Origin of the sequence: Paracoccus onubensis, from assembly GCF_003591515.1 — a bacterium.
Classification (GTDB): domain Bacteria; phylum Pseudomonadota; class Alphaproteobacteria; order Rhodobacterales; family Rhodobacteraceae; genus Paracoccus; species Paracoccus onubensis.
Map to the genome: position 1 here is coordinate 147,522 of NZ_QZCG01000008.1, position 14,708 is coordinate 162,229.

13 protein-coding genes are annotated in these 14,708 nt (G+C 61.5%); 7 read left to right on the forward strand and 6 right to left on the reverse strand.

Going from position 1 to position 14,708, the window contains the following annotated elements; translation table 11 throughout:
• Positions 1 to 105 precede the first annotated feature (105 nt).
• From D3P04_RS23355 to D3P04_RS12780, 3 genes are read right to left on the reverse strand one after another with little or no spacing between them, the layout of a single operon-like run.
• Positions 106 to 282 carry a hypothetical protein gene (locus D3P04_RS23355; RefSeq protein ID WP_182912840.1) on the reverse strand — a complete coding sequence of 59 codons (177 nt, stop codon included), beginning with the start codon at positions 280 to 282 and terminating at the stop codon, positions 106 to 108.
• Positions 275 to 2,413, reverse strand: a complete 2,139-nt coding sequence (locus tag D3P04_RS12775; RefSeq protein ID WP_182912841.1) for a sulfatase-like hydrolase/transferase — start codon at positions 2,411 to 2,413, stop codon at positions 275 to 277. Before D3P04_RS12775 ends, D3P04_RS23355 begins: the two co-directional genes overlap by 8 nt.
• Positions 2,413 to 3,660, reverse strand: a complete 1,248-nt coding sequence (locus tag D3P04_RS12780) for a hypothetical protein (RefSeq protein ID WP_119749466.1) — start codon at positions 3,658 to 3,660, stop codon at positions 2,413 to 2,415. The genes D3P04_RS12775 and D3P04_RS12780 overlap by 1 nt, the downstream gene beginning before the upstream one ends.
• A 357-nt stretch (positions 3,661 to 4,017) precedes the next feature.
• Between D3P04_RS12780 and D3P04_RS23360 the strand changes: the two genes are divergently transcribed.
• Positions 4,018 to 4,182, forward strand: coding sequence for a hypothetical protein (locus D3P04_RS23360; RefSeq protein ID WP_182912842.1), 165 nt, complete (start codon positions 4,018 to 4,020; stop codon positions 4,180 to 4,182).
• 382 nt (positions 4,183 to 4,564) lie between these two features.
• On the opposite strand, the gene D3P04_RS12785 is transcribed toward D3P04_RS23360, so the two are convergent.
• Positions 4,565 to 5,332 (reverse strand): SDR family oxidoreductase, encoded by a 768-nt coding sequence (locus tag D3P04_RS12785; RefSeq protein ID WP_119749468.1) that lies wholly within the window; start codon positions 5,330 to 5,332, stop codon positions 4,565 to 4,567.
• A 16-nt stretch (positions 5,333 to 5,348) separates the two neighbouring features.
• Positions 5,349 to 6,038, reverse strand: coding sequence for a GntR family transcriptional regulator (locus tag D3P04_RS12790; protein WP_119749470.1), 690 nt, complete (start codon positions 6,036 to 6,038; stop codon positions 5,349 to 5,351).
• A 163-nt stretch (positions 6,039 to 6,201) separates the two neighbouring features.
• Between D3P04_RS12790 and D3P04_RS12795 the strand changes: the two genes are divergently transcribed.
• Genes D3P04_RS12795 through D3P04_RS12815 form a run of 5 tightly spaced genes read left to right on the forward strand, consistent with a single transcriptional unit; the run spans position 6,202 to position 12,768 of the window.
• A complete protein-coding gene (locus tag D3P04_RS12795) occupies positions 6,202 to 7,455 on the forward strand; it encodes an ABC transporter substrate-binding protein (protein ID WP_119749471.1) in 1,254 nt (417 codons plus the stop codon).
• Positions 7,456 to 7,511: 56 nt separating this feature from the next.
• Entirely contained in the window at positions 7,512 to 8,390 is an 879-nt protein-coding gene (locus tag D3P04_RS12800; protein WP_119749473.1) for a branched-chain amino acid ABC transporter permease, read from the forward strand.
• 4 nt (positions 8,391 to 8,394) lie between these two features.
• Positions 8,395 to 10,917 carry a branched-chain amino acid ABC transporter ATP-binding protein/permease gene (locus tag D3P04_RS12805; RefSeq protein ID WP_119749475.1) on the forward strand — a complete coding sequence of 841 codons (2,523 nt, stop codon included), beginning with the start codon at positions 8,395 to 8,397 and terminating at the stop codon, positions 10,915 to 10,917.
• Positions 10,918 to 10,927: 10 nt separating this feature from the next.
• On the forward strand, positions 10,928 to 11,836 hold the full coding sequence (locus tag D3P04_RS12810; RefSeq protein WP_119749477.1) for a 3-hydroxyacyl-CoA dehydrogenase: 909 nt from the start codon (positions 10,928 to 10,930) through the stop codon (positions 11,834 to 11,836).
• Positions 11,836 to 12,768, forward strand: coding sequence for a BKACE family enzyme (locus D3P04_RS12815; RefSeq protein WP_119749479.1), 933 nt, complete (start codon positions 11,836 to 11,838; stop codon positions 12,766 to 12,768). Before D3P04_RS12810 ends, D3P04_RS12815 begins: the two co-directional genes overlap by 1 nt.
• A 101-nt stretch (positions 12,769 to 12,869) precedes the next feature.
• Here D3P04_RS12815 and D3P04_RS12820 read toward each other — a convergent pair whose 3' ends face one another.
• Positions 12,870 to 13,865, reverse strand: a complete 996-nt coding sequence (locus D3P04_RS12820; RefSeq protein ID WP_119749481.1) for an ABC transporter substrate-binding protein — start codon at positions 13,863 to 13,865, stop codon at positions 12,870 to 12,872.
• Between the two features lie 151 nt (positions 13,866 to 14,016).
• Here D3P04_RS12820 and D3P04_RS12825 point away from each other — a divergent pair, with 151 nt between their 5' ends.
• Positions 14,017 to 14,679 carry a TetR/AcrR family transcriptional regulator gene (locus D3P04_RS12825; protein WP_119749483.1) on the forward strand — a complete coding sequence of 221 codons (663 nt, stop codon included), beginning with the start codon at positions 14,017 to 14,019 and terminating at the stop codon, positions 14,677 to 14,679.
• The last annotated feature ends 29 nt before the right edge of the window (positions 14,680 to 14,708 follow it).

Consider the following 14,708-nt stretch of genomic DNA (forward strand, 5'->3'; position numbering starts at 1 on the left):
CGAAGGCTCCAAATCAGGAAATGGCTGTAACTATGAACAGGAAAAACTAAGCGCTCGGATACGCCCAGGGATATGCGCGAGGACGGTTCGAACTTCAGAGATACGTCATTCCTTCTTCTTTCTCTGCCGCCATTTCTGGACGGCCACAGGGTTGTGGATCGGGCAATCGGCCGTCAACCATTCGGGAAACAGGAAGTTATCCTGATCCTCGCCGTCGCGGAACGAACAGTCGCAGCCCAGGTCGCTGGCCTCCCCGGTCCGGGGATAGGGGAGTTCATGCATGCTCCACACCTCTCAACCCGCCTTTGATGACCGCAAGCGTCGTCTTGTCGCAAATCAGCTTTTCACAGCCGGCCGTAATACGGACACGTTCGGCCACCTGTTCCAAATGCACCGGCTGTATCCCGGCCCAGTCCGAAAGGTCGAGAATATCGCCCTCCTTGAAATCGGTGATCACGTTGCGCTCACCGGTTCGGTACACCCTGAAGGTATTCCGTCCGGGCCCGCCGCTTGCCAGGGTCTTGCCGGCATCGAGGATCAGCAGATTGTCCCCGGCATTGCCCCGCAGCGTGTCGTCTCCCGGCCCCGAGACCAGGGTGTCGTTGCCCGCGCCGCCCTGAATCAGATCGTTCCCGGCGCCGCCATTCAGATAGGACGAACCGGCACCCCCAATCAGCAGATCGTCGCCCGCACCCCCGAACAGCTTGTTGCCGCCGCGCATCCCGGCGCGCAGCGTGTCATTCCCGGTGCCGCCGCGGGCCGTCACCCGGATATTTCCCGGCGGCATGATCCTGTTATCGCCATCGCCAAGTTCGGCCACGAAATGATGATGATGCGCCTCTTCGATCCGGATGGTGTTTCCTAGATCGTTACCGATCAGCTTCATCGTCGCCGACATTCGCCCCATGGTATGGAAATCGTTCACATGCGCGGGAAGCTTCACCGTGCCGCCCCTTTCCTCGGGCGCGCCATACATTCGCTGATAGCCCGGCGAACGGCCCTTGGCAGGCACCACATCGCCCAAGGTGGCGAATGACGTGCTGATCCGCGGCACGGTCGGGGAACTGCCCATGAAGGAGGTGAACTGCCCCTGCCCATCCATTTCGCCGCGATCATCGACAAGAAGAAACTGCCACTCCGCACAGGTTTTCAGAACCCGGTCCCGAAGCTCGGGAAATTCCGGGCTTTCTTCGGCGATATTCTTCTTTGCCCAGGGATCCCCCGCGATATCGAACATCTCGCCGGAGCCGTCCTGATAAAGGGTCACCCGCTTCATGCCGATGGCGCAGGAGACGGAACCGTACCAGAAGGTCGGGATCGCGCGTTCTTCCGGGGTTTCCCCCCTGATCCAGGGCATCAGGCTTTCGCCCCGATGGCCGACAGGTTTCGGGATCCCCGCGACATCCAGAAGCGTCGCGCCCAGATCGATATGGCTGACGGGCGAGTCGACAACCCGCGGCGTCTGGTCCGGCACCCTGATGATGAAAGGCGCACATGCCGCCTGTTCATAAAGCGAGAATTTGTGCCAGGCGTTATGATCGCCAAGATGATAGCCGTGATCCGAATAGAAGGCGACGACGGTATTGTCCCGAAATCGCGACTCCTCCAGCGCATCCAGAATCCGCCCAAGCTGCTCATCCATGAACAGGGCGCCGGCGGCATAGTTCCGGATCGTCCTGCGGGTATGCAGAACCTCTTCCTCGGACCAGTCTGCGGGATCCTCGGACGAAAACTGGTCTGCGGTGACGAAACTGTTGGCGAACAGGGTCTTCTCGAAGCCCCCATGCCAGTCCTGCGGCAGGATCACCCGGTCCAGATCGATCGCGTCGAAACATCGGTTCGGCGCCCAGAACGGCACATGCGGGCGAAAGAAACCCGCCTCCCAGTACCAGGGCCGGTCCTGATCAAAATTCCGGATATGATCTATGGTCTGCGATGCGACGGCATGATCATACCAGTCGGTGTCATTATCCCAACCCCGGCCATAATGTCCGCCATGCTCGGTTGCCATGCCGCTTGGCTGCCACCGCCCGATCTGGAATGGCGGCGTATCGTAAAGCGCCTCGTAAACGAATCCGGGTTGCGGCCTGTATCCATGGAACACCTTGCCGATGGTTCCCATGTAATAGCCCGAACGCCGCAACCGATAGGTCCAGAGATTCTCCGGACGGATGATCTGCCGCCACCCGACCGTCAGATCGAAGGAACTTGTTTCGGCAGGCGACAGGCCCGACATCACCGCGGCGCGCGCAGGCTCGCAGAGCGGTACCACGCAATAGGCGCGATCGAAATCGGTGCCGCTCCCGGCCAGCCGCCGCAGGTTCGGAAGGTGGAAATCCTTGATGAGAACGGACAGCATCCGCCCGACATGGCACAGGTCGTCCGCCGCGATCATCAGGATATTGTGGCGCATCACGTCTCCCCTGCCCGCCAACGCTCCTGCCGGACGGCAGCCCGGCCCGAGCGCGCATATCTGTAAAGTGTCGTATCCGGCAGAAGCAGGCTCTCCGCACTCCATGAATCGGTGACCGAGCCGCGATTTGCGGGAAAACCGTCGATCTTCGTCCGGGTCTCGCCCCAGGCATAGCGGAGCGTAAGATCCCCCTGCGGAGCCTTGTCGAAATGGAGGAGAACGTGATTCTTCTGAGCCTCGGCCGCTGTCATCCTCGCGCCGTTTTCAATGCCGTCCACGGCAAAACCGTGGCTTTTCGGATTGCGGATGACCAGATCCGACATCGTCGTGAAACGGGCGCGCAGAATATCGCCATCGATCTCGGCCTGCTCGAGCGATGGACAAAACCAGTCACGGCCGGCCAGACGTTCCGAGGCCGCAAGCGATTCGAGCTCGCTGACCATGAGGGCCGAGCCCGGCGTCAGCGTCGCCGGCATGTTCACGCCGTGCCGGAACGGATAGCGCGGGGTCGCGACCACGAAGCCAAGCCCCCAGTGATGCCAGTCCAGCCGGCCCTCGGCAAGAATCACCTCGCTTGTGCCATCGCTCAAACTGCCGGCGGACTGGCTGACGATCACGATCGGATAAGGCGTCTGCCCGGTCGCCTTCGCCACCTCTTCGCGCAATTCCCGCGCGACCGCGGCGTAATGGAAATCGGCGGCCCGCTCGCTGGTCCGGGGCGCGCCTTCAAGCAGCGACAAAGTGATCCTGTCGGCAAAAAGCGCCTTGTCCCAGGCAGCCAGGGCCTGTTTCGCCCGGGCCAGCTTCTCGACGATCCGTTTCCGCCCCGCCGCGCCCGGCATGGCATCCTGCTCTACCGTCGACGAAACCGGAACGGTGACCGGGACAACCGTATAAAGTGCCAGATGGCATTTGTCCGCCAGCGCCAGGAACGCCGCCGCCTGTGCCGTTGCCGCACGGCCATCCCCGGGGCGCTTCAGATTCTCGTCGACGATATGATAGCGGTATTCCTCTTTCAGCGGGCGTGAAACGCCGATACCCCCTCCCCCGAACGCGACAATCGCAATCGCGGGATCGGGCGATTGCGCAAGCGTGATGCCATCCCTCTTCTCGAACCCGAAAACGCGGCCCCCCCACTGATCCGACATATACCGGATCGCGCCGTCCGCGCTTCTCATCGCCATCCATGCATTGCCCTGATTGTCAGGATCAACAAAGACAGGCAGATCAGCGGAAAAACCCGGCATCAGAAACTATCCCTGAATATTCTTGCACCTCGGTGAATCCTGCGAAATTTCCAGGCAATAATCCAGCATCAAAAGCATAGCGGGCCGATCAACCTCGTCTGGATGGACCGACTTGACTGTCAGTGCATGACCGAGCCCGGAACCGCGCCGGATTTTTTGTCCTCTTATGACAACAGCGGGAATTCGCCAAGCGGACTTCACGTAAATGGCTTGTTTTCGCTTGCTAATTCAGTGAAGGTCTGGTCGCTCCGGCGCGAATGGATTAGATCATGACAGGCAGCCTGCGATGCATCACCAGCTAAGCGCATACGCGCCATCGTGGGAAGCGAAACGAAGTTGCAATGGAGATACAGCGGAATGTCTATTAACCCGAAGCCCCTGCGCGCATTTGTTGTTGTCGCCGCACTTGCTGCCACCACGGCACTTGGCGCCTGCAAGGAAGAAGGTGAAGGCGGCGATGCCGTGACCACTGATCCTGCCGCTGCGCCCGCGACGGAAGAACCGGCTCCGGGCCTCGAGTAGGTTTCTGTTCTGGTAAAAAAGCGTTTCCAAGTTCGGAAATGAACTGATGCAGGGATCGCCGCCATCTTGCCGGCGATCCCTTCTTTTTAGCGTGGATGATCCCGCAGCCATGCGCCGGATATCCTTATCGCGCCTGAACGTCCTTGATGGTTCGGGCATATCACCGGATCGACCGCCGCCACCAAAGAATCACCGAAGCTCTCCGGGTATCCGCACGGGCCCCGGATTCGCGCGCCCTCCCTCTGCTTCTTCTTTGTCCAAATACCTCGGGGGTTGCCGGCGGGTCGCGCCACTGGTTCAAGAGACCTGCCGGCGACGGGGCAGCGCCCCCGGCCATCGCGGGACGCAAATACCCGGCGTTTCCGATTCAGTGCGACAGGCTCTAGGCCAGCATCTTCAGATCACCGCAGATCGAGATCGCCTGCCCCGAGATCGTGCCCCCCCTGTCGCTGGCCAGGTACAGGATCTGGTCGGCAATCTGCTGCGGTGTGACATAATGCCGGATAGAGGCGAAGGAAAAAGCCTCCGCTTCGATCTCGGCGACGCTGCACCCCCGGGACTGCGCCTTGGCCTCCAGCACCCGGCGCTGCCGGTCGCCGCTGACCAGTCCCGGCAGGATGGCGTTGACGCGAATATCGTCGGGGCCAAGTTCCATGGCCAGCGATTTCGTCAGCCCGATCACCCCCCATTTCGCCGCCGAATAGGGCGTGCGCAGGCAAAACCCCATCCGTCCCGCAGCCGAAGACAGATTCGCGATCGAAGGATTATCGCTTTTCCGCAGATACGGCACGGCGCGGGCGCAGGCCGCGAACTGGCTGGTCAGGCAGATATTCATGCATTGTTCCCACGCCGCCAGGTCGATATCCTCGATACGCGCGGTCGGCCCGGCAATTCCCGCATTGTTCACCAGACAATCGAGCCCGCCCAGACCGGCAATCGCCGTATCGATGAAATCGCCCAGCCCCTTCGTGTCACCGACATCGACGCGATGACGGATGACCCCGGATGGCAGGCTTTCCAGCCCGGCCTCATCGATATCGCAGGTCGCGACCCGGGCGCCCTCGGCCAGAAACGCCTCGACAATGGCGCGTCCTATGCCGTTAGCGCCCGCGGTGACGATCACGCGATGTCCTGCCAGCTGCAAGTCCATCCTTTCCCCTCCCGTTTCAGCCGCGCAAGGCGTCGCGCGACAGGATGAATTCGGCGGCCGAACGGATATCGGCGGCCAGCGCCGTGGCCGCCGCCCCGCCGTCCCGCCGCTCGATTGCCGCGACGAGATCCGCATGATTGCGCACCGATGCGGCATTGCGATTGCGGCGCGAGGCATTCCCCAGATCGAGATTGATCACCGGCCCGGCCTTGAGCCACATGGTCGAGATCACCTCGTACAGCACCGGAGACCCGGCGGCTTCGTAGATATGGAAATGCAGCGCCTTGTTGGCCCGCACCGCTTCGCGCCCGTCGGGATTGACCAGCGATTCGCGAAAACGCCGGTCAAGGTTTCGCATGTCATCCATCGCGCGCACCGGCATACGTTCGGCGGCAAGCCGTACCGCATATGTCTCGTTATGAATCCGGACCTCGGTCAGGTCCTGAAATCCGGCCCGCGTCAGCACTGGCACCGCCACGGCACGGTTCGGCCTGACCTCCAATGCGCCGCTGGCGACCAGCCGGCTGACCGCTTCCCGCACCGGCATGACCGACACGCCCAGCCGGTCGGCCAGGTCGCGCATCGACATGCGGTCATCGGGCCGCAATTGCCCCGACAGCAACATCTCGCAAAGAATGTCATGCACCTGCCGGGCAAGCGAACCGGGGCGCTCGGGGCGCGTAACGGGGGGAGAATCCGGGATCATTTATTCATCCTGATCATATCACCAGTTTGACGACTGTGATCTCATTCTGCAAGCGATATCCAAATGAATCGTTGACAAATGTTTCATAAACTAAAACTGTGATCTCAGATCGCAGCGGTGGGGAGGCCGCGTGATCCGACACCGAACAGAGGAGGAATGTTCGATGACTCTCCGTTCCAGTTTCGACCGCCGCGGGTTCCTGCGCACCACAGGCGCCGCCGCCCTGGGAACGCTGGCGGCGCCCTCAATCCTGCGGGCGCAGGATGGCCCCATCATCCTTGGCCACCTGACCCCACATACCGGTTTCCTTGGTCCGCTTGGCGAATATGCGGTGATGGCTGCCGAACTCGCGACCGAGGAAATCAACGCGGCGGGCGGCATCGATGGCCGCCAGTTACAACTGATCAAGGAGGATTCGGTCAACCCGCAGACGGCCTCGACCAAGGCGGAACGGATGATCGGTCGCGACAAGGTCGCCGCCATCATCGGCGAGATCTCGTCCGCTTCCGCACTGACCATCGCCCAGACCGTCGAACGCGGCAAGACGCTGTTCCTGAATACCGGAGCCAATTCCGATGCGTTGCGCGGGGCCGATTGCAAGCGGCACATGTTCCATGTCGAGACGCAAAATGCCATGTATGTGAATGCCGAAGGTCAGCATCTGCTGCAAAGCGGGCTGGTCGAGGGCAAGAAATGGTATGTCCTGACCGCCGATTACGCATTCGGGCATGACCTGCTGGCCGGAGCCAGGGCATTTCTGGAGCGCAATGGCGGCAGCATCGCCGGCGAGGATCTGGTGCCGACCGACGCGACCGATTTCTCGTCTTTCATGCTGAAGATACGCGCCGCCGAGCCCGATCTGGTCGCCCTGAACCTCGCCGGCACGCAGATCACCAGCTTTTTCAAGCAATACGGCGAATTCGGGCTGGATTTTCCCGTCGGCGGCTTCGGCTTCGACACGGCAATGGCATGGGCGGCTGGGGTGCAGAATTTCCGCGGCACCTGGCCCTGCGTCTGGAACCACCAGATCGACACCGAACGTTCTCAGGCTTTCACCAAGGCGTTTACCGACAAATTTGGCATGCCGCCGGAAAATCAGGCCTGGGGCGACTATATGGCAATCCAGATCCTGGCCCAGGCCATCCGCGAAACCAAGGGAACCGACGCCGCCGCGATCATCGAATATTTCGAAGATCCGGAGGCGAAATTCGACATGATGAAAACGCGCGAAGGCTATTTCAACCCGGAAAACCACCAGCTGCTGCAGGAAATCTACGCCATCACCGCCGTGCCTGCCTCTGAAGCGGAAAACGAGTGGGACATCTTCACCACATCGGAGCCTCTGCCTGCGCCGGATCAACCGCTGGAGACCCTGATCGCCGATGCGGTCGGCGGCAGCTGCAGCTTTTCCGCCTGATACCCGCGGGGGTGCGGCCGCCGCGCCCCCGGCTCACGCAAGGGAGTTTCATCGGGATGAGTCTGTTCCTGTTTTTGTCCCAGCTTCTGAACGGGTTGCTGGACGGCTTCTATTATCTTCTGATCGCCATCGGTCTGTCGCTGATCTTTTCCCTTGGCGGCATCGTGAATCTCGCCCATGGGGCCTTTTTCGCCATCGGCGCCTATCTGGCCATCGCTTTAACGCCCTATACCGGCTTTTTCGGCGCGGTCATTCTGGTCCCGCTGATCGTTGCCGGGTTGGGCATGATCGTCGAAAGGCTGCTGTTCACGCGCTTCTACAGGGCCGACCCGCTTTATTCGCTGCTGCTGACTTTCGGTCTGGCGATGATCATCGAACAGGCCCTGCGGTGGAGTTTCGGAGCGGCGCCCCTTGCCTACAACATGCCCGAGCTTTTGCGCGGACAGGTTTTCATTGGAGATTTCATCTATTCGCGCTACCGCATTTTCCTGATCACGGTGGCGGTTCTGGCGGTGGCCGCCCTGTGGTTGCTGCTGAACCGGACGGCCTTTGGCCGGATCGTGCGGGCGGGTATCCAGAACCCGGACATCCTTGGCGCCATGGGCATCTCGTTGCGGCCCTATCTGTCGGTGGTGGCGGGGATTGGCATTGGACTGGCCGGGCTGGCGGGCATGCTGATGGCGCCGATCGTTCCTGTTCATCCCGCGATGGGTACCGAAGTGCTGACCGCGGCCTTCGTGGTGGTGGTGATCGGCGGACTGGGATCGTTCTGGGGTGTCGTTCTGGCCGCGATCCTGGTCGGTGTGGTCAAGGGCTTTGTCATCGGTATCGATCTGCCGTCATGGTCGCTGGCCGCCATTTACCTGCTGATGTTCCTCGTTCTCCTTCTGCGTCCGCGCGGGCTGATGGGCGAACGAATCCTGCGCTTCGAGTGATCCCATGCCCGCAAGACATCCGCTTCTTCACCCCCTGGCAATCGCACTGACCGCCACGGTCGTCCTGCCGCTGTTGATGCAGACGGTCGGTCTGACCATCACCTCGGCCACCGAGGTCGTCATCTTCACATTGGCCTGCATGGGGCTGAACCTGCTGGCCGGTTATACCGGGCTCGTGTCTTTCGGTCATGGCGCCTGGTTCGGCTTCGGCGCCTATGCGGCGGCCCTGATCGCCCTCGCCTTGCCGGGAAATGCCTTCGTCCTGCCATTGATTCTGTCGGTAACGCTGACGGCGGTAGTCGCCTTGATGTTCGGCTGGCTGATGCTGCGGCGGCGGGGGGTTTATTTCTCGCTGATGACGCTGGCGCTGTCCGCGCTTGGCTTTACCGTCGCCTTCCGCTGGACCTCGGTAACCGGCGGCGAGAACGGGTTGGGCGGGGTCGAGCGACCGGTTCTGCTGGGCGTCGACCTGAACGACAATCTTTACTTCTATATCGTCGTCGTAATCATCGCGCTGCTTGTGGCCGGGGCAATGTGGCGCTTTGTGAATTCCCCGCTTGGACGGGTGCTGGAGGCGATCCGGGAAAACGAGACCCGCGCCACCGCCTTGGGCTACAGCACGCTGCGCTACAAGCTGGCGGCCTTCGTTCTGTCGGCCAGCGTCACCGCGCTGGCGGGTGGGCTGCTGCTGTACAAGAACCGGCTGACCTCGGCTGAACCGATGTCGATCATCTTCTCGGGCGAATTGCTGGCCATGACCGTGATCGGCGGGATGCGGGGCTTTCTGGGTCCGGCATTGGGGGCGCTGTTCTACATCATGTTCCGCGAGTATCTGTCGATCTATACCCAGAACTGGCTGTTCTGGTTCGGGCTGGTCTTCGTGGGCTTTGTTCTGTTCGCCCGCGACGGTCTGATTGGCATCGGGCGACAGGTCTCGGCCCGGCTGTTCCCCGGCCCCGATCTGAGCGCCGCCATGGCCGAACGCCGGGTCGAGGCGCTGCCCCTGCCCGGGATGCTGCGCGCCAAGGGCGATCCCGCCGGATCGGTGCTGAAGGCGCAGGATCTCGTCAAGTCCTTTGGCGCTTTCAAGGCCGTCGATGGCGTCAGTATCAATGTGCAGGACCGCAGCCTGCACGCGCTTATCGGACCGAACGGCGCGGGCAAGACCACCGCCTTCAACCTGATGACCGGAATGCTGACGCCCGATAGCGGCAATGTCACGCTGGCCGGACAACAGGTCGCCGGCCTGTCCGCCGGGCGGATTGCCGGAATGGGTATGGGCCGGTCCTTCCAGATCACCAGCCTGTTCCCCGATCTGAGCGTCGAGGAAAATATCCGGCTGGCCATTCAGGCCGAGGATCCCCTGCGCATGAATCCATGGCTACGCGCCGAGGGTATCGACCGGATCAACGACAAGGCCCGGCAGATCCTGACCTGGGTAGGTCTCGCCGGGATGGAGCGGGCCAAGGCGAGTTCGCTCTCATATGGCGGTCAGCGGCTGCTGGATCTGGGGCTGGCGCTGGCCAACCATCCGCGCGTCCTGCTGGCGGACGAGCCGCTGGCCGGCCTGTCGGTTGCGGAGCGCGAGCGGGTCGGTGATCTGATCAAACAGGTCTCGGCCGATATTCCGGTGTTGCTGGTCGAACATGATATCGACCGGGTCTTCAATCTTGCCGATCATGTGACGGTGATGAATGAAGGCAGGGTTCTGCTGGACGGCACCGTCGCCGAAGCCCGCGCCTCGGATGCCGTGCGCGAGATCTATATCGGCTCAGGCATCGCCGACGTTGCCGCAAGCGCCAATCCGGGCAAGGTCGGCGCGGCGGTTTGCACGCTGGACAAGGTCAATGTCCATTACGGCAAAAGCCATATTCTCCATGATGCCAGTTTCGATATCCGCAAGGGAGAGATCCTGGCTTTGCTGGGGCGCAATGGTGCCGGGAAATCGACCCTGCTGAAATCCATGATCGGCATCGCTCCGGTCAGTTCCGGTTCGATCCGGCTGGAAGAACGCGAGCTGGCCGGGCTGGATTCAGCCACCATCGCGCGGGCGGGGATCGGTTACGTTCCACAGGGGCGCGGCCTGTTCGCCGGAATGACCGTGCGCGAGAACCTTGAGCTGGGGCGGATCAGGCGGCGTACCGGCGCGGGCAGCCATTGGAGCGACGAGCAGATCCTGGAGTTCTTTCCACGTCTGGGAGAACGCATGGAGACCGAGGCCGATCGCCTTTCAGGCGGAGAGCAGCAGATGGCGGCAGTAGCCCGCGCGCTGTCGGGCGATACAAGGATATTGTTGCTGGACGAGCCATTCGAAGGTCTGGCGCCCGCCGTGGTCGAGCAATTGTTTCACAGCTTTGACCGGCTGCGCGAATATCTGTCCATCGTGATCGTCGACCACAATCTGGATTTGGCGCTGGCCTTGTCGGATCGCACCGTCGCGCTGGAAATGGGGCGGGTCTTCCACGAAGGACCCTCGCGGGCATTGGCGGAAGATCTCGATCTGCGCCGCAAGGTGCTTTGGCTATAAAGGAAAAAAGATGACCGCAATCGCTATTGTTGGTGCCGGGCTGATTGGCAGATCATGGGCAATCGTCTTCGCCCGCGCGGGGCTGTCCGTGCGGGTCTGGGACCCCGATCCCGATGTGCTGGAACGCCTGCCCGCCGATATCGCGGCGATGATCGATGATGCCGGGGCCGATCCGGCTGTCGCCGATCAGGTCACCCCCGTTCCGACCTTGGCCGAAGCGTTGGACGGGGCCGAATGGGTGCAGGAAAACGGTCCGGAAAAACTGGAGGTGAAACGCGCCCTCTTCGCCGATATCGACCGGTTGGCCGCGCCCGGAGCCATCCTTGCCTCATCCAGTTCGGCTTTGATGCCTTCAGCCTGGTCCGAAGGGCTGGCAGGCGCCGCGCGTTGTCTGGTCGCCCATCCCGTGAACCCACCGCATCTGGTTCCCGTTGTGGAACTTTGCCCCTCTGCCCGAACCATGCCCGAGGCAATGGACCGGGCCGAAGCGCTGTTTCGTGACGTGGGACAGGTTCCCGCCCGGCTGAACCACGAGATCGGCGGCTTCGTGCTGAACCGTTTACAGGCCGTGCTGCTGGCGGAATCGCTGCGGCTGGTCTCTGAAGGCGTGATCAGCGTCAAAGGGCTGGATGACACAGTGCGGCACGGGCTGGGCCGCCGATGGGCATTCATGGGCCCACTTGAAACAATCCTACTGAACGCGCCGGACGGCGTGCCCGATTACATGCGCCGCTATGGCCCGATGCTCGCCGCTCTGACCGATGGCGCGGCGCGCGGCGAAGCATTCACCGAGGATGCAGGCAGGATCGTCGCCGAAGCCTTCCCCGGCACCCATATCCGCGACCGGCAGGATTGGCGCGACCGGGAACTGGCCGCGCTGGACAGGCATCTACGCAGCCGTATCGAAAGGAACAATTGATGGCCAAGCCCCGCAAGACGATCATCACCTGCGCCGTGACCGGCGCGATCCACACCCCCTCGATGTCGGAATATCTTCCGGTCACGCCTGCCGAAATCGCCGAAGCGGCCATCGGCGCCGCCGAAGCGGGCGCGGCCATCATCCACCTGCATGCCCGCGATCCGCAGGACGGCCGCCCTGACCAGACCCCCGAAGCCTTCGAACCCTTCCTGCGGGTGATCAAGCAACGCTCGGATTGCGTGGTCAACATCACCACCGGCGGCGCACCGACCATGTCCATCAAGGAACGCATCCGGCCCGCCGCGACATGGCAGCCCGAGGTCGCCTCGCTGAACATGGGCACGATGAATTTCGGCCTGTTCCCGATGCTGGCGCGCTTCGATGGCAAGCTGAAACATCAATGGGAACGCGACTACCTGGCCAATCGCGACATCGTCTTCCGCAACACCTTCGGCGATATCGAGCATATCCTGACGACATTGGGGGCGAACGGCACCCGTTTCGAATTCGAATGCTATGACAGCGCACATCTGTACAACCTCAAGCATTTCTTCGATGCCGGGCTGGTCAAGGGGCCATTGTTCATCCAGACCGTCTTTGGACTGATGGGCGGCATCGGCGCGCATCCCGACGATGTCATGCATATGAAGCGCACCGCCGACCGGCTCTTCGGCGACAATTACCGCTGGTCGGTCCTTGGCGCGGGCAGGAACCAGATGGCCGTTGCCGCCATGGCTGCCGCGATGGGCGGGCATGTCCGGGTGGGGCTGGAGGATTCGCTATGGAACGGGCCCGGACAGCTCGCCCGCTCGAATGCCGAGCAGGTGACCCGGGCGCGGCAGATCATCGAGGGTCTGGGACTGGATATCGCAACGCCGGACGAAGCGCGCGAGATCCTCGCTTTGAAAGGCGGCGATCAGGTTGAATTCTGATCTGGTGGCTGGCCGGCCCCCGGGATCCTTCACGATCCCCGAAAGAAAACCGCCCCGGAGCAGTCGCGCCGGGCGGTTCCAGCGGTATTTCCAGGACGCGCTTAATCGGCGGGCATTTTGATCGACTCGTCAAGGAATTCGTTCGTATAGGCCGTCCCGACATCGAAGGGCTGCTCTAGCTCGAAATAGGTTTCGACCGTTTGATAGTCGACTTTCATGCGTTCGTCATTGAATGCGCCCAGTGCGACGGTCGTCGTGGTTTCATCCGCCATCAACTCCTTGATGCGGTTCCACTGATCGACCTGATTGTCGTGATCCAGTCCCGACACTTCGGCCATCAGGGCCTCGAGGCAAGGGTCGATGTCTTCCACGCAAGCAGCGAAGGCCCGCTGTGTGATCGCGGCAAACTGGGCGACGACTTCCTTGTTTTCTTCAAGAAAATCACCATTGACGACAACCGAGAGACCATAAGGATTGATGCCGATATCGCGCCAGGCGACGAAACCGAGATCATCGCCGAATTCGCGCAGCTTCAGATCATGCTCGTTGTAGAAATCGCTGGTGATGTCGATCGCGCCACTCTTCAGCGAGGTAAGCTTGGCCTGAGGCGAGACATTGACGAACTTCACCGAATCCTCGGCGATGCCCACCGTTTCGGCAAAGAGAGGCCACATGATGCGGGAAGCGTCTGCCGGTGGATTGCCGATGGAATGGTCGGGGAAATCTTCCGGACCCTCGATACCTTTGCTCTTGAGCCAGTAGAAGCCCTGCGGAGAGTTGGCATAGACGGCCATGATCGCAACGGCATCGGCGCCTTGCCCCTTGGAAAGCAGCACGGTCGCCATGTCGGCAATGCCGATCTGGGACATGCCCGCGCCGACACGCTGGGCAGCTGCGCCCGACCCGCGGCCCGCCTCGATGGTCAGGTTGATGCCGGCCTCCTCATACCAGCCCTGCGACTTGGCATAGAAATAGGGCGAATGGTCCGCTGTGGGGACCCAGTTGAGCACCATGTTGATATCAGCAGCCTGAGCTCCGAACGAAAAGAGCGAGGTTGCAAGTGTCGTCGTCAGTGAAAAGGTTCTGCGAAACGTCATGTGGGTCTCCAGCAATGTAAGCGTTTCTTCCGATGGCGTGTCGGGTGGCCATCCCATCTCTCTTGGAATGAGCCGAGTGGCAAACTATAGGCACCGATGATACAGTTGTTCAACAAACAATCAACCGGTTGGTTATAATGGAGAGACAGCGATGGACGAAACGCCCGTTGCAGGACGGCCCGCAAAGAAGGCGAAGCCACAGCGCCGAGACCCTGCCGCGACATGGAAGGCACTGCTGGATGCCGCCGTTGTCGAATTCAGCAGCCATGGCTTCGAAGGCGGGCGCGTGGACCGCATCGCGCAGCAAGCCGGTGTGAACAAGCAACTCGTCTATCATTATTTCGGCAGCAAGGATGATCTCTATCGCGCGGCGCTGGAGGAAGTGTACCGGCAGATCCGCGAACGCGAACAGGAACTTCATCTGTCCGATCTGCCGCCGGAGGACGCGATGCGGCTTCTGGTAGGCTTTTCCTTCGATTATCTTGCCGATCATCCCGAATTCGTCGCGCTCGTCAACGACGAGAACAGAATGGAAGCCCGGCATCTGAAGGCTTCCGACAAAGTGGCAGAGATGCATTCTCCGATCGTCGAACTTGTCGAAGAGACGCTGGGGCGAGGCATAGCTGCCGGCGTCTTCAATGATCGTTTCGGACCGGTGAACCTGTATCTTTCAATCGCCGCGCTCTCGTTCTTCTACTTTGCCAATCGCAATACCTTATCCGTGATCTTCGACCGCGACATGGCGTCCCCTGCTCAGGCCGCGCGCCGGCGCGAACATGTTGTCTCTTTGATCGTGTCCGCGTTGCGGCCATGATAATTAATCAACCGGTTGGTTGACTACGG